The 21,343-nt window shown below is 45.0% G+C and carries 16 protein-coding genes; all 16 read left to right on the top strand.

Annotation, left to right across the window (positions count from 1 at the left end; genetic code table 11):
* The first annotated feature begins 16 nt into the window (after window positions 1-16).
* Window positions 17-1,216, top strand: a complete 1,200-nt coding sequence (locus ACUN27_RS30740; protein WP_326061848.1) for a glucuronate isomerase — start codon at window positions 17-19, stop codon at window positions 1,214-1,216.
* 122 nt (window positions 1,217-1,338) lie between these two features.
* Complete coding sequence (locus ACUN27_RS30735) at window positions 1,339-2,295, top strand: ABC transporter permease (protein WP_315953417.1); 957 nt, start codon at window positions 1,339-1,341, stop codon at window positions 2,293-2,295.
* 30 nt (window positions 2,296-2,325) lie between these two features.
* Window positions 2,326-3,195 carry a carbohydrate ABC transporter permease gene (locus ACUN27_RS30730; RefSeq protein ID WP_315953418.1) on the top strand — a complete coding sequence of 290 codons (870 nt, stop codon included), beginning with the start codon at window positions 2,326-2,328 and terminating at the stop codon, window positions 3,193-3,195.
* Window positions 3,196-3,248: 53 nt separating this feature from the next.
* A complete protein-coding gene (locus ACUN27_RS30725) occupies window positions 3,249-4,817 on the top strand; it encodes an extracellular solute-binding protein (RefSeq protein WP_445560164.1) in 1,569 nt (522 codons plus the stop codon).
* Between the two features lie 131 nt (window positions 4,818-4,948).
* Window positions 4,949-6,523 carry an extracellular solute-binding protein gene (locus ACUN27_RS30720; RefSeq protein WP_445560163.1) on the top strand — a complete coding sequence of 525 codons (1,575 nt, stop codon included), beginning with the start codon at window positions 4,949-4,951 and terminating at the stop codon, window positions 6,521-6,523.
* A gap of 206 nt (window positions 6,524-6,729) precedes the next feature.
* On the top strand, window positions 6,730-7,692 hold the full coding sequence (locus ACUN27_RS30715) for a Gfo/Idh/MocA family protein (protein WP_326061850.1): 963 nt from the start codon (window positions 6,730-6,732) through the stop codon (window positions 7,690-7,692).
* An 18-nt stretch (window positions 7,693-7,710) separates the two neighbouring features.
* On the top strand, window positions 7,711-9,849 hold the full coding sequence (locus ACUN27_RS30710) for a TIM-barrel domain-containing protein (protein ID WP_445560162.1): 2,139 nt from the start codon (window positions 7,711-7,713) through the stop codon (window positions 9,847-9,849).
* 48 nt (window positions 9,850-9,897) lie between these two features.
* Window positions 9,898-10,917: a response regulator transcription factor gene (locus ACUN27_RS30705; RefSeq protein ID WP_315953423.1), complete on the top strand. Its 1,020-nt coding sequence runs from the start codon at window positions 9,898-9,900 to the stop codon at window positions 10,915-10,917.
* The gene (locus tag ACUN27_RS30700; RefSeq protein WP_445560161.1) at window positions 10,914-12,734 is read left to right on the top strand and encodes a cache domain-containing sensor histidine kinase; all 1,821 of its coding nucleotides are present in this window, start codon (window positions 10,914-10,916) and stop codon (window positions 12,732-12,734) included. Before ACUN27_RS30705 ends, ACUN27_RS30700 begins: the two co-directional genes overlap by 4 nt.
* A gap of 164 nt (window positions 12,735-12,898) precedes the next feature.
* Window positions 12,899-14,794 (top strand): PrkA family serine protein kinase, encoded by a 1,896-nt coding sequence (locus ACUN27_RS30695; RefSeq protein WP_157319472.1) that lies wholly within the window; start codon window positions 12,899-12,901, stop codon window positions 14,792-14,794.
* 578 nt (window positions 14,795-15,372) lie between these two features.
* Window positions 15,373-15,588, top strand: a complete 216-nt coding sequence (locus tag ACUN27_RS30690; RefSeq protein ID WP_445560160.1) for a hypothetical protein — start codon at window positions 15,373-15,375, stop codon at window positions 15,586-15,588.
* Window positions 15,560-15,880, top strand: a complete 321-nt coding sequence (locus ACUN27_RS30685) for a hypothetical protein (protein WP_445560159.1) — start codon at window positions 15,560-15,562, stop codon at window positions 15,878-15,880. The genes ACUN27_RS30690 and ACUN27_RS30685 overlap by 29 nt, the downstream gene beginning before the upstream one ends.
* 445 nt (window positions 15,881-16,325) lie before the next feature.
* Window positions 16,326-17,111 carry a tyrosine-protein phosphatase gene (locus ACUN27_RS30680; protein WP_445560678.1) on the top strand — a complete coding sequence of 262 codons (786 nt, stop codon included), beginning with the start codon at window positions 16,326-16,328 and terminating at the stop codon, window positions 17,109-17,111.
* Window positions 17,112-17,142: 31 nt separating this feature from the next.
* The gene (locus ACUN27_RS30675; protein ID WP_445560158.1) at window positions 17,143-19,590 is read left to right on the top strand and encodes an S-layer homology domain-containing protein; all 2,448 of its coding nucleotides are present in this window, start codon (window positions 17,143-17,145) and stop codon (window positions 19,588-19,590) included.
* Window positions 19,591-19,685: 95 nt separating this feature from the next.
* Window positions 19,686-20,456, top strand: coding sequence for a YveK family protein (locus ACUN27_RS30670; RefSeq protein ID WP_445560157.1), 771 nt, complete (start codon window positions 19,686-19,688; stop codon window positions 20,454-20,456).
* The gene (locus tag ACUN27_RS30665) at window positions 20,437-21,123 is read left to right on the top strand and encodes a CpsD/CapB family tyrosine-protein kinase (protein ID WP_445560156.1); all 687 of its coding nucleotides are present in this window, start codon (window positions 20,437-20,439) and stop codon (window positions 21,121-21,123) included. The genes ACUN27_RS30670 and ACUN27_RS30665 overlap by 20 nt, the downstream gene beginning before the upstream one ends.
* Window positions 21,124-21,343 lie beyond the last annotated feature (220 nt).

Genomic DNA, 21,343 nt, shown 5'->3' with positions numbered 1-21,343 from the left:
GGAGGAGGAAATAGAAATGAGCATGGGGATACAACTCAGTAAAGAAGCATTCACGAAACATATTTTGCAGCAACCGGTTTTGGATACTCACACCCACCTTGTGGGGGATCGTCTGGCTGCTGCGGATTTTTGGGAAATAGCTCATTACTTCTGGCTGTTTCGCGAGATGCAGGCAGCAGGTTATCCGGCAGGTGCGATGGAGCTGCCGGAGGATTTGCGAATCTCTGCGTTCTTGGATGCGTACCAAGCAACCAGAAATACCTTGATGAACATTGCGTTTACGCACATTCTCAAAGATCTTTATGGCATAACGCTCAGCGATAAAGCTTCCGTGCTGGAAGCCGATAGGGCCATCAAGCAGTCTGCTCAAAGGGCCGACTGGGCACAAGAGGTAGCCAACCGTATGCAAGCGCGACGTTTCGTCGTGAATATCCCGGAGCACGCCGAGTTTCAAGGTATGGCGCACAATGCCATTCTTATTCCGCGAATTGATGGCAAATTGGGGACGTGGGTCAAGGACATCGAAGCGTCGAGTGACCGTGCTGCGGCCTTGGCGGAAACTAGTGCGAAGCTGGGCAAATTGTTGGATGCGTACAAAGAGGATGGCGTCAAAGGGATTATGACGACGCTGCCAAGCTATAAGGCCAGCGCCAATCATAAGGTCGTTATCGGGCAGGACAGCACCAAAGACGAGATCCTGATGTTGCTTTTACACGAAATCGGTGCAGCAGCTGAACAGAGGGGACTGCTCGTGCAGCTATTTCTCGGCGTAGAGCGCTCCTGGTGTGGAACAGCTGTGCCGGTCAATGATCCGGAACGTATCTTGAAGCTGTCCGCTTTATTTGAAGCGTACGCCTGTCCGTTTGAGCTTGTCGTGGCATCGGAGCTGAATAATCTGGATATCGTGCAGGCTGCATGGAACTTCCCTAACGTGCACGTTGGCGGGCACTGGTGGTTTAACTTCCGGGCGAGCACATACCGTGACAGCATGCAGTACAGGCTGGAGGCTCTGCCTGCTATCAAAAGCTCGCTGATCGTGTCCGATGCGCGCTGCATGGAGTGGAGCTACGGCAAAATTATCGTGATTAAGCGACTAGTGGGCGAGTTCCTGTGGAATCAAATTGAAGCGGGCTGGATTGACCAGTCGACGGCGCTACAAATTGCGGAAGATTGGCTGTATCGAAGTGCAGCGAAACGATACGGCATAGAGTGTTAATTGTTCGCTTAACAATCATAAAAAAACACAAAGCGCTATAAGTTTCGCCATCGCTAGCTACTACCAACCCTTGTAAGATAAAGAAGTACATTAAATGCTGCAGGCATGAAGGGGAGGAGAACATGGCCAGTAAAATTCAGCCATCTGATCGAACAATTTACAATTTCACATCGCAGAGCCAGAAGTGGGCTTTTATGCGAAAACATTGGCCGATTTATGTCATATCACTACCGGGTATTATTTATTTCTTGCTTTTTAAATATGTCCCCTTATTTGGTTCAGTTATTGCTTTTCAAAACTACAACATATTCAAAGGCATTAAGGGGAGTCCATGGGTTGGACTTGAAAATTTCCAGCGGATGTTCCAGTACACCGAATTTCTGCAGATTTTGAAAAATACGATTTTGATCGGGATCTACGATTTGCTCTTCGCCTTTCCGGTTCCCATTATTTTAGCTTTATTAATCAATGAATTACGCATCATGACTTACAAAAGAATCGTTCAAACCGTGGTCTATATGCCACACTTTCTCTCGTGGGTCATCGTAGGTGGGGTTGTTGTCGGCGTACTTTCCCCGTCTACTGGAATCGTTAATCATCTTCTCGGCTTATTCGGCGTCGATCCGATCTACTTTTTAGGGGAAAATGAATATATCCGTACGATTCTTATCTCCTCAGGCATTTGGAAAGACAGCGGTTGGGGGACGATTATCTATTTGGCTGCTATTGCAGGGATTAACCCTGATCTCTACGAGGCCGCACAAATTGATGGTGCCAGCCGATTGCGGCAAGTGTTTTCCATTACGATTCCGACGATTTTACCGACGATTGTCATTCTGTTCTTGCTTCATATCGGAAACTTTCTCGACTTTGGCTTTGAACGTGTCTTCGTCTTCCTTAACCCGCTCAACAACGAAAATGGGGAAATTATCGATACGTTTGTATACCGTGCAGGACTTGTCGACCGTCAGTACAGCTACACAACGGCTATTGGGTTGTTCAAGTCGGTTGTCGGCTTAGCGTTAATCATGTTCAGTAATGCATTCAGCAAAAAAGTAACGGGTGAAGGTTTGTATTAATGACACAGATAAGAAAGGAGGTAGTTCGTTATGATTATGACAAGAGGCCATAAAATTTTTAATTTTATTAATATTATTCTGTTGGGAGCTCTCGGACTAAGTATGGTGCTTCCTCTTATCCATATTATTGCTCAATCCTTAAGCAATAACGTCGCGATTAATGCTGGGCAGGTCTCTCTGTGGCCGGTTGGTTTTACACTGGGAAGCTATAAGCTTATTTTGCAAGATCCGACAATCTGGTTAGGATTCCGGAACAGCGTCATTATTACGGTATTCGGTACATTCATCAATTTGTTTATGACAACGACACTGGCTTATCCGCTCTCCAGGCCGGAATATTTGTTCCGTAAATCAATTCTGATTATGGTGCTGTTTACACTGATTTTCAGCGCACCGCTAATTCCGAATTATTTGCTCGTGAAGCAGTTAGGCTTGCTTAATACGCTATGGGCTTTGATGCTCCCGATGGCGATCAGTGCTTTTAATCTATTTGTTATGCGATCTTTCTTTCTGAACCTACCGGTTGAGCTGCTGGATTCAGGCCGAATGGACGGATGCGGGGAGTTCCGGATCTTGTGGAACATTGTACTGCCGCTTTCCAAGCCCGCTATGGCGACCATGGGGATCATGTATGCAGTTGGACATTGGAATCGTTATGCTGAAGCCGTCTTTTATATCGATCACCGGAATTGGATTCCGCTCCAGGTCCGCTTAAGGGAGATTGTATTTACGGATCAGTTCGGCCAATCGGATGTATCATCCGAATTAATGCTCTTTCTTTCACCTGAAGGGATCAAAATGGCCGTTATTGTTGTTGCAACAATACCCATTCTTCTGGTTTATCCGTTCCTGCAAAAGCACTTTATTCAAGGTATGATGGTAGGCTCCGTCAAGTCTTAACCTTATAACCTTATGGAAACACATCTAATTTCGATTAGAAAGAAGGGATTCCATTGAAAAAAGTAGCAGTTGTGGCATTAGCCGCAGCACTGTCTGCTGGAACTATGGCCGGATGCTCCACAGGAACTACAGAGCCGCAGCAAACCGCTGCGGCTACGGCGGCACCGGAGGCGAAAAAGCAGCCAACGAAATTTTCCATTTCGTATCCGACAACGGCCAATACCGGCTACCATACCCGTGTCGATATTAACAATGACAAATGGGTGAAAAAGTTAGAAGAACTGACGAATACCGACCTCACGCTAAAAATTACGGAAGTAAGCAAAATGGGCCTCATGTTCGCCAGCAATGACGTGCCCGATGTCGTGGGAAGCTTGGGGACAGCGACAGACAAAGCGATGTCCGGTTCTGTAGAAGCGGGTATGTTCATGCCTCTGGATGACTTATTAAAACAAAATGCTCCCAATTTGATGAAAATGGTACCGAAGGAAGCCTGGGAAGCCGTATCGTATAATGGCAAAATTTACGGCATTCCCAACTGGTTGAACAATCCCTCCAGGCGTGCAACCTTTATTCGTACCGATTTGTTGGAGAAGGCGGGATTGCCGGCACCGAAAACGGTTGATGAGTTCCTGAATGTCCTCCGCAAATTTAAAGAGATGGGTGTTAAGTACCCCTATGGGGGGCGTGAAACGTTAAAATATGCCGATACGATCCTCGGCGCTTTCGACGTGCTTCCTTACAAAGAACAGTTCGAATTGGTCAATGGTCAAGTTGTGCCGAAATTTTTTGATGTGGACAATATGACGAAAGCTTTATCCGTCTATAAAACCATGTACGATGAAGGATTGATGGCTAAGGAATTCGCGACGACGTCATCGACGGATTGGTTGAAAAACATTCGAGCCGGCGAAGTAGGCATATGGTCTTCAAACTTGGTCAGTTTAAATGACTTCCGGACGAATATTCCGAACGCCGTGAAGGGCGCGAAAGTCGGTGTGATAGCTTCGCCTAAGGGTCCGGATGGCAAAAGCGGCTATCTGATGTATTTACCGGTTACAAGTGCGCACTATATTAACAAAAATGTGAAGCCTGAGACGGCAGCGGAGATCGTGAAATATTTTGATTGGATGTCGTCAGACGAGGCTTATAAGTTCTTCACGTTCGGAATTGAAGGCGACACATATACGGTGGTCGATGGTAAAATCAAGTATAAAGAGCCGACTAACAAAGAAGAACAGGAAGAACAGGATCATAGAGGCACCTTGCACTCCGCCCATGAAAGTACGGTGAACCGTTTGAAAATGGAAACAGATCCGAACGGTCCGTATATTCTGGATGCTTTCGATAACATTCTTGCTCATGAAGGATTATCTGGGATTGGCTTTGCTCCGGATTTGGAGGCGAATAGCAAATACCCCGATGCTGCTTCGCCAGGTTCGGATGCAGCTCCGAAAATCATTATGGATCATATGATCAAAATGATATACGGCAAAGAGCCGATTTCTGACTGGCCGAAGGTGATTGAAGAATACAAGACCAAAGGCGGCAATGAAATCATCAAAGAAGCAACCGATCGTTATCAAAATAAAAAGGGCGTTCTTTTTCTTGGAAAGAAATGAGGATGACCGCTTAGCAATCGTATAAAATGACATAGCTCCTTAAATTTATACATTCAGAAAATTTTAAGCAGTCGTTATGATAACACTGAGCAGTGGAACCGCTTGCAAAAAAGCTGGAAAGAAGGGGTTATATGAAAAAAACGATAAGTCTCACTCTCGCTGTCATCATGGCAGCATCCGCACTCACCGCTTGTTCAACAGATAGCAAAGTAGCGGAAAAAGCGTCGTCGCAGCCGTCTACAGATGCGAAGAAAGCACCGGCGAAATTCTCTATCCTTTTCCCGACGACAGTCAGTACTGGCTATCATACCCGCGTACCGGATTTGAACAAGGACAAATGGGTGCTGAAGCTGGAGCAGCTAACCAATACGGATCTTGACGTGAAGGTGATGGAGGATGCCAAATTCGGCGTCATGTTCGCAAGTAACGACATCCCGGATGTTGTTGGCAGCATTGGCGGTCCAGGCAGTAAGTCCATGTCCGGTTCCGTGGAGAACGGCGTGTTCATGCCGCTGGATGATCTGCTGAAACAGTACGCTCCGAACTTGATGAAATTGATTCCGAAAGCCGCTTGGGATAGTGTTTCATATGAAGGCAAAATTTATGGCGTGCCTGAATTTTTGAGCAATCCATCCCGTCGTTCGACCTACATTCGTACGGATCTGCTGGAGAAGGCAGGGCTTCAAGCGCCGAAAACTGTCGATGAATTCCTGAATGTGCTAAGGGCGTTCAAGAAGCTGGGCGTCGAGAATCCGTATCAGATGAGGGAAAACTTCAAGTATGCGGACGTTATTTTGGGCGCGTACGACGTGCTTCCTTACAAGGATCAATTTGAATTGGTGAACGGTCAGGTTGTTCCGAAATTTTTCGATGTAGAAAATGTACAAAAAGCGCTGACTACGTATAAAACGATGTACGATGAAGGCTTGATTCCAAAGGAATTCGCTACAATTTCCTCCACGGATTTCTCCAAAAATATTGAGTCAGGCAAAGCCGGTATCTGGTCGCAGAACGCTTCAGGCTTGCCAGGATACCGGACGAAAATTCAACAAGCCGTTCCAGGGTCCAAGGTCGAGATCTTTGCTTCGCCCAAAGGGCCGGAAGGGAAAGGCGGCTACTTCTATTATGCGCCGGTCATTCGCACCTTCTTTATTAACAAAAACGTGAAGCAAGAAACGGCTGTAAACATTATTAAATTCTTCGATTGGATGGTTACGCCGGAAGCCGAAACTTTCTTCACTTTCGGAATTGAAGGGGATACTTACACCAAGGACAGTAGCGGCAACATTAATTACAAGTTCCCTACGACCAAGGAAGAGACGGATGAAGAAGGCTTCCGCAGCGGAACGATGTGGGCGGTACATGATTCCACTTACAATAAACCAAGATTGCTGCTGAACGAGGATGGCAAAGCGACATTGAAAGCTTTTGATGAGGTGTTAACGAAGGAAGGGCTGCCTGGTATTGGCTTCTATCCGGATTTGAGCACGTTCTCTAAATTCCCGGATCTTGCGGCGCCGCAACCCGATGTAGGTCCCAAAATTATCGTTGATCATATGATTAAAATGATTTACGGCAAAGAGCCGATCAGCGACTGGCCTAAAGTTATCGAAGAGTACAAGTCTAAGGGCGGTAACGAGATAATTAAAGAAGCGACCGATCGTTGGAACAAGAAACAAGGCGCGATTATGATTGATATTAAATAAAGGCGGAAAAGTATCCATTAGCAGAGCTGTTTGCTGATGGATATTTTTTATTCCCAGGGGAACTACAGGGCGTTATTTCAATGAAATAGGAGGTTACCCTATGCCAAAATCGTAAAAAATGACATACGATCTTAATTTTATCCTTTCTGCGTGGCGGATTAATTCCTATAATGAAGGCAACGAGACGATGAAGGGGTGACCAACGCGTGAAAGCGATATTGGTTGGTTTAGGTTCGGCAGGATTTAGCTGGTATAAGCGCCTGCGAGATCAAGGTTTATTGGCAGCTGTTGTCGAAGTGGATGAGGCGATGAAAGAGAAAATGCAGAATGACCGCTTTCCTTTTTACACTTCATTAGAGGAAGCTTTACAGAAAGAGCAAGCGGATTTTCTTGTCAATGTAACGTCTCCGATGGTGCACACTGTGGTGAATCATGCGGCTTTTGATCGTAAATTGGCGGTTTTATGCGAAAAGCCGATCTCCTTTAATTATGAGGAATCCATTGAAGTGGTGACTCGGGCGGAGCGAGAAAAGCTGCCTTTTATGATCGCAGAAAATTATCGGAGAATGCCGCATATACGTAAAATGAAACAGCTTCTAGACGAGGGCGTTATCGGCAGCCTGTCCTCTATGGATGTACAGTTTTATAGATATCACAACGTACAAAGAAGATACACCGTCAGCATTCTGGATGACATTGGTGTTCATCACTTTGATTTGTTCCGTTATTTTAGCGGAAGAGAAGGGAAAACGGTGCAGGCGAGGCTGTACAATCCGATCAATGCGTGGGAGCAGGACGGCGCCATTATTAATGCTTATGTGTTCTTGGAGATGGATAACGGCATAACGGCTTCATATAACGCCTCCATCTCGGCCAGAGGGACTGAAACACCGTGGAGCGGGAATTGGCGCTTGGAAGGTACGGAGGGAGCGATTGAATACGTCGGTAAAGAGATTCGCGTCATACGGGACGGAGAGGCTCAACTGATCGAGGACTATAGCGGTATTGATCTAACAGATACGCTGGCTGAATTCCTGGCTTCACTGCGGGAAGGGCGAGAGTCGGAGACAAGCGGTCGGGATTATTTGAAAACGCAGGCGCTTGTGCATTATGCCAAGTTGGCTAGCGAATTCGGGAAGACGTACGCAATTCCCGTTCCAATAATTTAGATGAATGGAGGTTCGAGCATGCCGATCACAAAATGGGAACAAACAGCGCCAGGTATCTGGCGTTTGACAATTGGAGAGCCTCAGGGGATCACACCGTTAACCTGGATGGGGGTTGCACCTAAGGATGAGGCTTTGGAGCAAATGCCGCAGGTAGAGCCACCTTTTGCCTGGGATCGTGTTCAGCTGGAGGAGGCGGGAGGGCGCTTTATTCTGTCCTTACCACTAAATAGGACCGAGAAGCTGTATGGGACAGGCCTTCAACTGCTGCGAATGAACCAACGGGGAAGAACCCGCTTTTTGCGTGTTAATAGCGATCCTAAGCAGGATACCGGTGAAACGCATGCTCCCGTCCCTTTTTATGTGAGCGATCAAGGGTATGGGGTCTGGGTGGATACGTCACGCATCGTAACCATGCATTGCGGCTCTACTTTGAAGCAAGAGGATACGCAGCATGAAGAGATTCGTGATCGCAATACGGATAAGGGGTGGAAGGCAACGCCGGTTGCTTCACGAGTGGAAATCCAGATTCCTGCCGAAGGCGCAGTCGTCTATTTATTTGGCGGGCCTACTCTTTCTGAGGTGGTAGCTAGATACAATTTAATGTGCGGGGGAGGCGTTTTGCCTCCGAAATGGGGACTAGGTTTCTGGCACCGTGTTCCGACACTATACAGTGATCAGCAAGTACTTGAAGAAGCCGAGCAGTTCCGCCTTAACGATTTCCCTTGCGATGTTATTGGACTTGAGCCTGGCTGGCATAGCCATAGTTATCCGGTCAGTTATGAATGGGAAAAAAGCCGATTCCCTGAGCCCGCTAGCTTTGTCAAAGAATTGGCACAGAAGGGCTTCCGTGTAAACCTTTGGGAGCACCCCTACGTTTCGCCTCAGAGCGAATTGTATGCAGGTTTGCAGCCGCTTTCGGGAACTCATACCGTGTGGGGCGGGCTTGCGCCGGATTACTCGCTGCCAGAAGCAGCTGAGCTTTATAAGAAACAGCATGAGGAACAGCATATCCAAATCGGAGTGTCAGGGTACAAGCTGGATGAATGCGATGGCAGCGAATTGACGAACAATTCATGGATGTTCCCGGCACATGCCAAGTTCCCTTCCGGCTTGGACGGCGAGCAGATGAGACAAATGTATGGCTTGATGTTCCAAAAAATGACGGCTGATCTCTTCCGAAGCCAGAATCGCCGGACGTACGGGCTGGTCAGAGCTTCAGGCGGCGCTGCCTCGACAATGCCTTATGTTCTGTACTCGGATTTATATGACCATAAGCAGTTTATTCGAGGCATTTGTAGTGCTTCCTTCAGCGGTCTGCTGTGGACACCGGAGGTCCGCCGGGCGAGAAATGCCGAAGATTGGGTTCGGCGTATGCAAACGGTGTGTTTCTCGCCGATGGCCATGCTGAATGCATGGGGAGACGGGACCAAACCGTGGTCCTTCCCCGAGGTAGAGGGCACCGTGCGGCATTATATCAAACTGCGGATGAAACTTCTGCCGTATTTGTATACCGCTTTTGCTGTTTACCGCGAGCAGGGGATTCCGCCGTTTCGGGCGATGCCGTTCGTACTGACGCCGGAAGAGATTGCTGACGGTGAAGCCAAGTTAGCCCTTGATGAGCAGCAGCTTTTGAATACGACGGATGCCGCTTACGGCAAGAAGAAGGCTAGAGAGTGGGACGATCAGTATATGGTCGGGGATGCCCTGCTTGTTGCTCCTCTGGTCGAGGGGGAAACCGAGCGTGAGGTGCTGCTGCCCGCTGGTATTTGGTATGGCTTGGAGACGGGAGAACGCTATACAGGCGGCCGTGTGATTCGTGTGCAGGCGGGCCTTGAGCATATCCCTGTTTTTGTGAAAAGCGGCTCCATTATTCCCATGACAGCTGCGCTTTCGCATGTTCCGGCACCTGGGACGCTTACGGAGATTGAATTGGTGCACTTTGGCACTGAACCCGGCACAGCAAGGCTTTATGACGATGATGGCGAAACCTTTGATTACGAGCAAGGCAAATGCAGTTGGTGGAATTTGAGCGTAACGATCGATCAGGATGGTCATTATATCGGTGCATGGATGGGAGAAAACGATGGATCCTCATCCTATCAGAAAGTCACTTGGCGATTTGCCCAAACACATTTGTTGATGAACGAACAGCAGTAGGTTATCATAATTGGATTAGCAACGCTGAGAGCATGAGGAGGTCTGGACATGCATGTACTGATCGTGGACGATGAACCTGTTATTCGCAGAGGGATGGTAAAAATGGCGGAACTGTACGTCCCCGCTTTCTCCAAAATTCAGACGGCCGAAAACGGCGAAGCTGCTTTGGAGCAAATTCGGGCGTCAGAGCCTGATCTGGTGTTGACGGATGTTCGCATGCCCAAAATGGACGGACTGGAATTATGCAAAATCATTCATGAGGAGTTCCCTCATATCAAAACCGTTGTCATATCCGGTTACAATGACTTTGAATATGCACAAAAGAGTATGAATTACGGTGTCAGGCACTATTTATTGAAACCGGCTACCAAAAGCGATGTCCATGACATGCTGGATCAGCTGATCAAAAAACCAAAACACGGTTATTTATCCCCTTCCCGCTATATCGAGTGGATCGATCAGATGGAACAGCAAATATGGGCGTTGCAAATGGAGGAAATCAAGCACCTTATCACAGGCTGGCGGGAATATTGCCTGTCGGCGAATATCTCGCTGGCCCAGCTGAAAGAGCTGCTGGATGATTGTAATGCGCTTCTTGTGAAACGCTTTCAAGCACGCCATTACTCGCCTGCGTCCGTTCCGGCTCATCTGCAGGCGGATAGCGTCAAAGAAGCGTTGGACGCTTTTGAGAAAGGTCTTTTGAACATGATCAGCGGGCTGCATGCAGTCCGCAGCGGTCATTTCAAAGATCCGATGGAAGAAGCCAAGGCGTATATCGACAGCCGATTGTCAGAGGATATTTCTTTGGATCAAGTCGCGGCTATGGTTGGACTGACGCCGACGTATTTCAGCTCGCTTTTCAAAAAAATCACGCAAGAGACCTTCGTACAGTACCGGATTAACAAGCGAATGGCGAAGGCGAAAGAAATGCTGTCCGCACCGCATGTTCGAATCGTTGATGTTGCAGCGGATGTAGGGTATGACGATTACCCCCATTTTACAAAAACCTTTAAGAAAATTGTCGGTGTTTCTCCAACGGAATACCGCGCCAGTCTAGGTATCAAATGAAGATCAGAGGTTTCACGAAGAAAATATTTGCATATTTCCTCATTGTTATTGTTCTTTCGCTCAGCTGTGTAGGTTTCTTCTCCTATATGATTACTTCTGGAGAACTGGAAGAAATGGTAGAAAATCAAATGGATCAAATTGCCGGCAACGCCGTTCACCATACCGATCTGTATCTGAAGGACTACGAGCGCTCGATTGTCTCGCTGTTAACAAATAGACAGATTATGGAGTTCATTGATCTGCCTGCCACAAGAGAAGAATATGACTACTATTTGTATCGTAAAACAATCCGGGAAGTTAGCGTAGACCCTTTATTTATACGTAATCCCAAACTTGCTTCTGTCTATCTGATCAGCGATAAGAAGAATGCGGTTTATTATTATAATAATGTGAATGAACAATCCTTTAATGCCGAAGATATCCAAAAGCAGCGCGATTATTTCCTCGCCAATACGACGGCTAACGGACAATTAAGCATCCTGAATCACACGATCATTGAAGGGCAAGAGAATCAAATGCTAACGATCGTCCGTCGTATTCGCGGCTACACGTCACCGGAATTGTCGGGTTTGCTTGCGATTGAGATGCGGTCTGCCGATCTATCCGCCTTATGGAAAGGTATTGATTTGGGGAAATATGGGTATTTATTTATCATTGATGACAAAGGGCGTTACATTTATCACCCTGACGGGTTAAAAGTCGGCACGAGTGTGCCGAAAGCTTTTTTTGATAAGCTGAATCAAGCCGATTCGCATTCCTTTGCTGACGCCTATGAAGGTGATGAGCGCATGTATGTAAGCCGCAAATCGGAGTTTTCCGATTGGCAGCTTGTTGTGTCCATGCCGCTTCGCGAGCTGCGCAAGCCGCTCTCCAACATCCGCTCGACAACGCTGGTCGTCGGATTGTTCACTTTGATCTTGGCGATGCTGCTCGCCTACCGATTCGGCAAATCCATTGCTAAACCCGTGCAAACGCTCAAATCAGGCATGCGGGAGACGGAGAAAGGGAATTGGGCGACAATTCCGCTGCCGCCTCACCGCGATGAAATTGTCGAGCTGATGGTCCGTTATAATTTGATGGTCAAGCGGCTTTCGGAAGCCGTAGACCGTGTAGTGCAAGTGGAATTAAGCAATTCCGAAATTCGGATGGAACGCCAGAAGGCTGAATTTCAATCGCTTCAGCTGCAGATCAATCCCCATTTTATGTATAACACGCTGGAAACAATCGTTTGCTATGCCACTATTCAGGATTCTGAGGAGATTTCTGAAATTGTGAAAGCATTGGCTTATATGCTGCGCTACTCCGTTCAGACGAACCTTGAGGAAATCACAGTAGCGAACGAGTTAAAGCACGTTATGTATTATTTGGTCGTATTAAGGCATCGCATAGGCCGGGAGTTCGAGATTGATGTGGCGATTAGACCTGAATATTTGCTTCATGTCATGGTGCGTCTAACGCTGCAGCCGCTGGTTGAAAATGTGTTCCAACATGCCTTCCCGGACGGCCTGGAAGATTATCATATTGTCCGGATCGATGGCGGCGTTCATGAGGGCATCTTTTGGATCAGTGTGGAGGATAATGGGGCCGGGATGTCAGAAGCGAAGCTTACGCAGCTCCGGGAGAAGCTGAATACCAATCGACTTGCGGACGGCGAAGTGGATGAAGCGGGTAAAAAGGGCGGCATCGGCGTTTTGAACGTTCATCGCAGGATTCAAATGGTCTATGGAGAGCAGTATGGGCTGCGAATTGAAAGCAAGCTTGAACAAGGCACCAAGATGATTATGGCCATGCCGGCTTTGCCTCAAAAGCTGGAGTAGGTGCAGGTAACCGGATTAGCAGGGCGCACTTTCTTTCTTATGAAAACCAATTCTCATAAAAATTTCGGGCAAGTTCTCTTCTGTGGGTGCATAGGATTGTAGTACACAATTCACCATCACGAGCTGACCTATATTTTGAAAGGCAGCAGTGAAAGGAGGTACCCATGGACATATTCAAAAGAATTTCGGAGCATCGTACGGAGAAGGATGCATTGAGCTGGACCGGTACGTTCGCGGAGTACATAGAATTGCTTCGCAAAAATCCTGGACTCGCAAGAACTGCACATTCCAGAGTCTATGATATGATTGCTTCGCAAGGGATTAATGATCAATCCGGGCACAAGTCTTACAAATTTTTCAACCAAGAGATTTTTGGTCTGGATCGAGCGATTGAGAAGCTGGTAGAAGAATATTTCCACTCCGCTGCCCGTCGATTGGATGTTCGTAAACGTATTTTGCTACTAATGGGTCCTGTAAGCGGTGGTAAATCCACAATTGTGACAATGCTAAAACGTGGGTTGGAGCAGTTTGCCAAAACAGACTTAGGGGCCGTCTATGCAATCAAAGGGTGCCCGATGCACGAGGAGCCGCTTCATCTTATTCCGATGGAATTGCGCCCCGAAATCGAGCGAGAGTTAAATGTGAAAATCGAAGGCAGCTTATGCCCGTCCTGCCAAATGCGTTTGAAAACTGACTACAACGGATGCATTGAAGACGTCTTGGTGGAGCGTGTATTTGTATCCGAGGAAGGCCGTGTCGGTATCGGGACGTTCAGTCCATCGGATCCCAAATCACAAGATATCGCCGATCTGACGGGTAGCATCGACTTCTCGACGATCACGGAGTTCGGTTCCGAGTCCGATCCGCGTGCTTACCGGTTCGATGGGGAGCTCAATAAGGCCAATCGCGGGATCATGGAGTTCCAGGAAATGCTGAAATGCGATGAGAAGTTCCTCTGGAACTTACTCTCACTAACGCAGGAGGGGAATTTCAAAGCGGGCCGCTTCGCGCTCATTAGTGCCGACGAGTTGATCGTTGCGCATACGAATGAAACGGAGTACAAATCCTTTATTGCCAATAAAAAGAATGAAGCGTTGCAATCCAGGATGATTGTCATGCCGATTCCGTATAACCTTCGGGTATCCGATGAAGAGAAAATTTACTACAAGCTCATCGGACAGAGCGATATGTCGCACATTCACACAGCCCCGCACTCGTTACGTGTGGCTGCCATCTTCTCCATCATGACCCGTTTGAAGGAAACGAAGAAGCAAGGGATGGATTTGGTCAAAAAGATGCGGATGTACGACGGCGAAGTCGTCGAAGGCTATAAAGAGGCTGATCTGAAAGAAATGCAAAATGAATTCCAAGAAGAAGGCATGAGCGGTATCGATCCACGTTATGTCATCAACCGGATTTCGAGCGCTCTGATCAGGCAGGATCTTCAGTGCATTAACGCGCTGGATGTCTTGCGTGCCCTCAAAGATGGCCTGGATCAGCATCCGTCGATTACGAAGGATGAGCGTGAACGGTACCTCAACTTCATTTCCGTCGCGCGTAAAGAATACGATGATATCGCCAAAAAAGAAGTGCAAAAAGCCTTCGTCTATTCCTTCGAAGAGTCGGCCAAAACCATTTTCGACAACTATCTCGATAATATTGAGGCTTACTGCAACTGGGGCAAAATCAAGGATCCGCTCACCGGTGAGGAGATGGATCCGGATGAGCGCTTGATGCGCTCCATTGAGGAACAAATCGGCATTTCCGAAAATGCGAAAAAAGCGTTCCGGGAAGAAATTCTAATCCGTATTTCCTCCTATTCGCGGAAAGGTCGGAAATTCGATTACAGCAGCCACGAACGCCTGCGTGAAGCCATTGAGAAGAAGCTGTTTGCCGATCTGAAAGACATCGTGAAGATTACGACATCGTCGAAAACACCGGATGAGAAGCAGCTGAAGAAAATTAACGATGTGACGAAGCAGTTAATTGATGAGCACGGGTATTGCCCTGTGTGCGCCAATGAGTTGCTGCGGTATGTGGGAAGCTTGCTGAACAGATAATTTAAGCCTGAAGCGCGGGTGGCGCTTCGGGCTTTTTTATTGGTGTGGGGTATTCTCCGCCAAGTGTCCCAGTAACGCTGAATTCTTAGCAGCGTACGTGTCTTCAAGGATGAAAATTCGCTGCTATTGCGCTCTTAATAAGCTAAACGGCGGAGGAGGTGTTAACGCCACCTCCAACGTCCAACGGTTCCCTCTGCTCGCCGAGGGAACTGCAGGACGCTATTTCAGCCCAAACAACCACTTGGGCTAGGGTAAGGGAACTAGTGGACGCTATTTTGCTATTCCAAGGGAAAGCAGCGCGTTTGGGAGGAAATAAAGCCCCGTAATTCCGCTCAGACGCGGAACCGGGCTGGATTTGCTGGAATAGCGGCCTGTAGTTCCCAAAGTTGCCCTGCAGGCCAACTTCTAGTATGAGGTTGCACCTCTCCGCCAAGTGACCCAGTAACGCTGAATTCTTAGCAGGTATGTTAGCTATATCTGTACTTATACGGTAAATAGGAACACGGAATCTAGCAATCTATCATATACTATTTTAACTTCGAGCAAGGGAGGTGTAACAGATAATGAACGGGAACTTCATGAAAAAAACGGGGATTATTTTCTTGTTTTTTATAAGCTTAATGGCTGCGCTCATGACTTGGCAAATGAATATATTATCAAACTTTGGGGGGATATGCATAATCGGATTTTGTTTCGGCGCAGCTATGCTAATGTGGTTGGATGTGCTGGACGTCAACGAGGCCATTCAACGATCTGTAAAAAAGGATGACAAACGAACAAAAGCCGAACACTGAACCTCCAAAGGACAATTCCCCCCAGAATAAATCCAATGAACCGAGCAAATCATCCGATCTTTTCGGATTTGGCAGGATGATGGACAAACTTCCCCTTCACAAGCTTTCAGCCCGTATGGCGTATTGCATGTTTTTTGATTTGCTCCTCCTCTTATTTGTCATCATTTTGCGTGTAACGGGAACCAAAGTGAATGATTTCCCCAATGCCTGGGATTTTCGATTTATTGTTATGACGACGATTATTGTTTTTTTTGTTGGGCTTTGCGATCTTATGAGTGTTCGGAAAAAATAGGTTATTTCTAAAACTTTCAATAAAGCAAGCCTCAATTTTGTGAACAATTAATTGGGGCTTTTTTAAATTGGATTTCTTTAAGGGATAATAGAATTGGTTATTATAGACAGAATAGTCTAATAAATAAAAAGTGGATTTCAGCTCTTTGAAAGTAGCATATAATGTCGGTAAATGTCGAATATGCGTGTATCTTGGGATAATATATTGTAAATAGGTCTATGGTCATTTAAAGTTGGGAGATTCATGGAAAATTTCGAAATATTATATCCCTTTTTTATATTATAAAGATTAGTTAAAGATATGATTAAGTTCTGATAGTAGTTCAAATATCCTGGCATTTGCAGTAGGCAGGATATTACAAATATGCTAAACTGCAGAGAGTATTTAATAAAAAAAGTGTTGTTAATTGTCTTTTGTTGTGACTTATTTACTATTTAGTAGCAAAATGAGGTTCCTAATGATTGATATACATAGTCATATACTACCAGGTGTTGATGATGGGTCCTGCGACTTGGAGAACTCCATTTCGATGGCTAAGCAAGCTGTCGTACAGGGCATACACTCTGTTATTGCTACTCCTCATCATGAGAATGGCAAGTTTACAAATGAGATTGAATTTGTTGAATTGCGTGTGAAATTATTCCGTGAAGAGCTTGAAAAAAGGAATATTCCGCTTTGTGTACTAGCTGGTCAAGAAGTGCGGGTATACCGTGGATTAATTGAGGATATTGAAGCCAAGAAAACTTCTACGCTAAATGGTTCTCGATATATGTTGTTAGAGCTCCCTTCTGACCGGATATCAATAGGTACTCATGAACTGCTGCACGAGCTGAGCTTAATGAACATAGTACCCATTATTGCTCATCCAGAGAGAAATCGGGAGATAGCTGAGAATCCCTTGAAACTTCTCGAGTTAATTCAGCTAGGTGCTTTATCCCAAATAACAGCCCATTCACTAATAGGAAGCTTCGGCAAATCCATTCAAACCTTTTCGCTGGATCTGTGCAAAAATCATTTGTCACATTTCATTTCATCAGATGCTCATAATACAACAAATCGAGCATTTGCTCTTGCCGGGGCTTATGACATATTGCAAGAAAAGCTGGGGATCGATCTCGTGAACACCTTCCAAAATAACGCAAACAGTATCATCCATGACCTAGAAATCGAGAGATATCAACCTGTTTGGGGGAAACCAAAGTGGTTTCAGTTTTGGAAATCTAATAAATAAGTTAACTAAATTAATTGAGGTGAATTTTAGCATGACGATGAAAAAGAAAGTAACCGTAACTACATTGGCAGCAAGCATGATGTTTGCATCTATTGCTGGACTTCCATTAAGTGAGAAAGGGTTGGCAAGCAAGCTTGGTTTCACAGTTAATGCAGCTTCAGCGAATACAGTTCTAGATCAACTAGATGCTTTACATGCTGAATTAGCAAAAGATACGGTAGGACTTGCTAGTGTGAATTCAGTTAAACAATACGTAAAAGATCATCCTATTACAGATAAGAACTTGCAGCATCAATTGACGGCAGAAGTCTGGGACAAAATTAAAAATAATGCTCCATCTTTACAGTACGCAGCCACTGCTCAACTTATCAATGCCTTAGACTTGTTTTTAGGAGACTATAACTCCATTGACAACTTGATCCAGGACGAGAACAACCGAACAGCGATCAGTTTATTGTTCACATCAGTCGGTCTTCCGGGTATTGATGAACCAGACGGTTTGAAAAAGAGTGACATTATCGCATTCCAACAAGCAGCACTCGATGCTTTGAACAGCAAAAAAGATGAGCTTCTGGCAAAAGTGGCTGAGGTCATCATTATTGGTGGCGCAGTTGATACAGAAACAATCAAAAAAGAAATTAATGATATTGTTACCAAAGATGTAATAGAAGCACACAGTGATCTGCTTATTTCTAAGTTATTGAACAAGTACGATATCACTTTAGGTGATCTGAACGCTGTGCAAAACAAAATCGCAAATTATGTCGATGCACAATCGAACTCAACAAATGCCAAGGATGCTAGGACAGCTGTTGAGTCTGCTGGGTTAAGGTACCTGCTAGGAGACAGAATTAAATATACAAGAAGCAATGGAAGTACATCGTCTGTGGAATTACCTGCTCTGAGTGTGACTTATAACAACCAAGAGTATCCATTGCCTTCAAATTTACTTAAATGGAGTGCTATTGGTTCCGGTATTAAATATGACGGAGTGGCTAAAGCTTTGGTATTGACTGGAACTACTCAAGCTTCCGCTAAAATAGAAGCGCGAGATACGAAAATGGGATTATTGCTCTATATTTCTAAGGATGTAATAACTTTATATCCTTCTACTACAAATCCTGGTCCTAGTACCGGCGGTGGTGGTGGCGGTGGCGGTGTCATAACTCCGCCTACTACGTCTGATCCAACAAAACCGGATTTAAGTAGCTTATTGAAGGAATTGAACGGGGCCAGCGAAGCAAGAAAGCAGGAGATCTTTAAAGAAGCTCAAACCAAAGTCGAGAATGCTGTTAAGCAATTGGCAACTTTAGATCTTAAATCTCTGATTAAAGTCCAAGGCGATACGGCGAGGCCGCAATTGAATGTGTCTGAACTCGTAAGCAAGCTGAAGAACATTGCTGCACAAGCCAAAGCGCTTAACGATCAATTGAAGGCGTTGAATCCGGATGCGAAGGAAGTAAAAGTTCAGCTTACTCTTAATTTCGGTGCCATTGATGCGAAAACAACAGAGATTCCTTTAGCAAAAGAACTATTAGCAGCTGCGATCACAAATGGTATAGATACGATCGCAATTTCTATGAATGGTCTATCACTCGTAGTTAGTCCAGCTGAATTTGGTGCAGATACAACCCTCAAGGTGACTAACCAAGATACATCATTCGCAACGAGTGTAACACAGTTACCTGTAGCATCCGGTGTCTATGAATTTGAATTTGCATCAGGCGGTAGCAAAGTAACAAGCTTTAATAAACCAGTTGAAGTAACTATTCCGGTACCTAACGGTAACAAATACGATACAGAACTACTGTCATTGGCAAAAATCGTAGATGGAAAATTAGAGTTTTACGGCGGAAGTTATGAGAATGGGGCATTCAAAGGCGTTCGTAACTCCTTCTCCACGTATACTGTCGTAGAAAATCAAGTTTCTTTTGAAGATACAACTTCAGTAAAAGCGTGGGCAGGCAGACAAATTCAAGTTGCAGCTGCGAAAGGGATTTTAGAAGGACGTGCTGAGAATGCCTTTGATCCAAATGGGTTCGTGACACGTGCTGAATTTGCAAAAATGATCGTCAAAACATTTGCTTTGGAAAACGCAAATGCAACGGAAAACTTTGATGATGTAAATGATCAAGATTGGTACAAGGTATATGTTGCTTCTGCTGTTAAGAACGGGATTGTAGACGGCAAAGAACCAGGTAAATTCGATCCGAATGGGAAGATTACACGTGCTGAAATGGCGGTTATGTCTTCCAGAGCGCTATCTCTCAAGGGAGTTTCTCTCACTCCAGCGAAGGTTGATGAAGCTCTTAAAGGATTCGCTGACTCAAATGAAATTAACAGCTCTTTGAAAAATGGTGTTGCACTTGCAGCAAGTGAAGGAATCATTATCGGTGAAGAGGGCAATGTTTTCAATCCTAATGCAAATTCGACTCGTGCTCAAGCAGCTGTAGTAATTTATCGTTTATTGAATAAATAAGGACTTGAGGAATCCTCCTCTTATATTAGAGGGGGGTTCCTTGAATTTTCATAAATACCGACACTTATCGACAGAAAAGATACGGAGGGAACAGAATGGAACTCGACTTAAGGGATTATATAAAAATTATACAGAAAAGGGTGTGGATGATAGTCACAATTGTTTTACTAGCTACGATTACAACAGGTGTTATTAGTTATTTTTTTATACAACCAGTTTACGAGGCATCGACAAAATTAATCGTTAATAAATCGAATGATCAAGTTGGTTTATCACAAGTCGATATTAATACAGTAAATCTGAATATTAGATTGATTGATACATATAAGGAAATCATTAAAACCCCTAGAATTATGGATAAAGTAGTTACAGATTACCCGGATTTGAAAATAAGCGCCGAGAAATTAGTTAAGACCGTAAAAGTCAGCTCGGTTAATAATACACAAGTCATGACCCTGATCGTTCAAGATCCTTCGTATGAGCGAGCTGCAAATATCGTAAATGCTGTATCTAAAGTGTTTCAAAGCGAAATACCTAAGATTATGAAAGTAGATAATATCTCGCTGTTGAATGAAGCAAAAGAAATCGATCAACCGCTACCGGTAAAACCGAATAAAAACTTAAACATTGCCATCAGTTTTGTTGTTTCACTCATGCTTGCATTAGGAATTGCCTTTCTATTGGAGTTTTTGGACGATAAGTTGAAAACAGAGGAAGAAGTGCTGCAGTATTTGGGATTGCCAACCTTAACGATGATTACGAAGATGAAGCCGGAAGATTTTCAAAGTCAAAGCCAAAGCCTTAGTAATAAGAAAACAGTTGAACAAAGGGTAGGGGAGCCATCACGTGTCAAACTTAACCAATAAAAGACCAATTATCACCCATCATAATCCGAAATCGCCCATTTCTGAAGCATATCGGACACTGAGAACTAATATTCAGTTTTCATCAATTGATGAAGAATTGAGAGTGCTGATGATAACTTCTGCAGGGCCAGGAGAAGGAAAATCAACCACATTAGTTAATCTTGCAGTAGCTTATGCTCAAGCAGATAAGAAAGTATTAGTCATTGATGCGGATCTTAGAAAGCCTACAATGCATCATACATTGCAAGTTTCTAACCGTTGGGGGCTTACCAATTTACTAACGAATCAGTTATCTGTTATAGAAGTACTGCAAGAAACATCTATTAATAATTTAAGCATTATTACATCTGGTCCTATTCCGCCTAATCCGTCAGAAATTCTTGCCTCCAAAAAGATGATAAGTGTTTTAGACGAGTTAAAGCAGCAATTCGATATTATTCTTATCGATGCTCCGCCGGCAATTGCGGTGACTGATTCTCAGATCATAGCCACCCGTGCTGATGGCGTCATATTGGTTGTGGATTCCGACAAAGTGAAAAGAGATGCTGCACTAAAGGCGAAACAGAACCTTGATAATGTAAGAGCTAGAATACTTGGTGTTGTACTTAATAATGTTGATAGAAAAAACAAAGATTCATACTATTACTATTACGGTGAGAGTAAATAAAATTCCAGTTTCCCAAGTAGCACTTATGTAGTTATTTTCAGGTAATATCTACTGAACCTTTATCACTGTAGATACTCGTCCATGCTGTGGGTGCTTGTCACCTTAGATGTTTATCATCAATGGTGTGGGGTGAGGTAGGGTTCAATGCCCTTATTTTTTTAAAAAAACGAGTCGTGTTGTTTTCGTAGAAGACAACATGCCTGGTTTTTTTAATTCTATA

Source organism: Paenibacillus sp. WC2504 (assembly GCF_052682475.1).
This window is presented reverse-complemented; position numbering and strand designations above follow the sequence as displayed.

What these genes read in the sequence shown, in the direction of transcription:
- ACUN27_RS30740 (WP_326061848.1), top strand. Translation starts at nt 17, where the DNA reads ATGAGCATGGGGATACAACTCAGTAAAGAAGCATTCACGAAACATATT.
- ACUN27_RS30735 (WP_315953417.1), top strand. Translation starts at nt 1,339, where the DNA reads ATGGCCAGTAAAATTCAGCCATCTGATCGAACAATTTACAATTTCACA.
- ACUN27_RS30730 (WP_315953418.1), top strand. Translation starts at nt 2,326, where the DNA reads ATGATTATGACAAGAGGCCATAAAATTTTTAATTTTATTAATATTATT.
- ACUN27_RS30720 (WP_445560163.1), top strand. Translation starts at nt 4,949, where the DNA reads ATGAAAAAAACGATAAGTCTCACTCTCGCTGTCATCATGGCAGCATCC.
- ACUN27_RS30710 (WP_445560162.1), top strand. Translation starts at nt 7,711, where the DNA reads ATGCCGATCACAAAATGGGAACAAACAGCGCCAGGTATCTGGCGTTTG.
- ACUN27_RS30705 (WP_315953423.1), top strand. Translation starts at nt 9,898, where the DNA reads ATGCATGTACTGATCGTGGACGATGAACCTGTTATTCGCAGAGGGATG.
- ACUN27_RS30700 (WP_445560161.1), top strand. Translation starts at nt 10,914, where the DNA reads ATGAAGATCAGAGGTTTCACGAAGAAAATATTTGCATATTTCCTCATT.
- ACUN27_RS30695 (WP_157319472.1), top strand. Translation starts at nt 12,899, where the DNA reads ATGGACATATTCAAAAGAATTTCGGAGCATCGTACGGAGAAGGATGCA.
- ACUN27_RS30690 (WP_445560160.1), top strand. Translation starts at nt 15,373, where the DNA reads ATGAAAAAAACGGGGATTATTTTCTTGTTTTTTATAAGCTTAATGGCT.
- ACUN27_RS30685 (WP_445560159.1), top strand. Translation starts at nt 15,560, where the DNA reads ATGACAAACGAACAAAAGCCGAACACTGAACCTCCAAAGGACAATTCC.
- ACUN27_RS30680 (WP_445560678.1), top strand. Translation starts at nt 16,326, where the DNA reads ATGAGGTTCCTAATGATTGATATACATAGTCATATACTACCAGGTGTT.
- ACUN27_RS30675 (WP_445560158.1), top strand. Translation starts at nt 17,143, where the DNA reads ATGACGATGAAAAAGAAAGTAACCGTAACTACATTGGCAGCAAGCATG.
- ACUN27_RS30670 (WP_445560157.1), top strand. Translation starts at nt 19,686, where the DNA reads ATGGAACTCGACTTAAGGGATTATATAAAAATTATACAGAAAAGGGTG.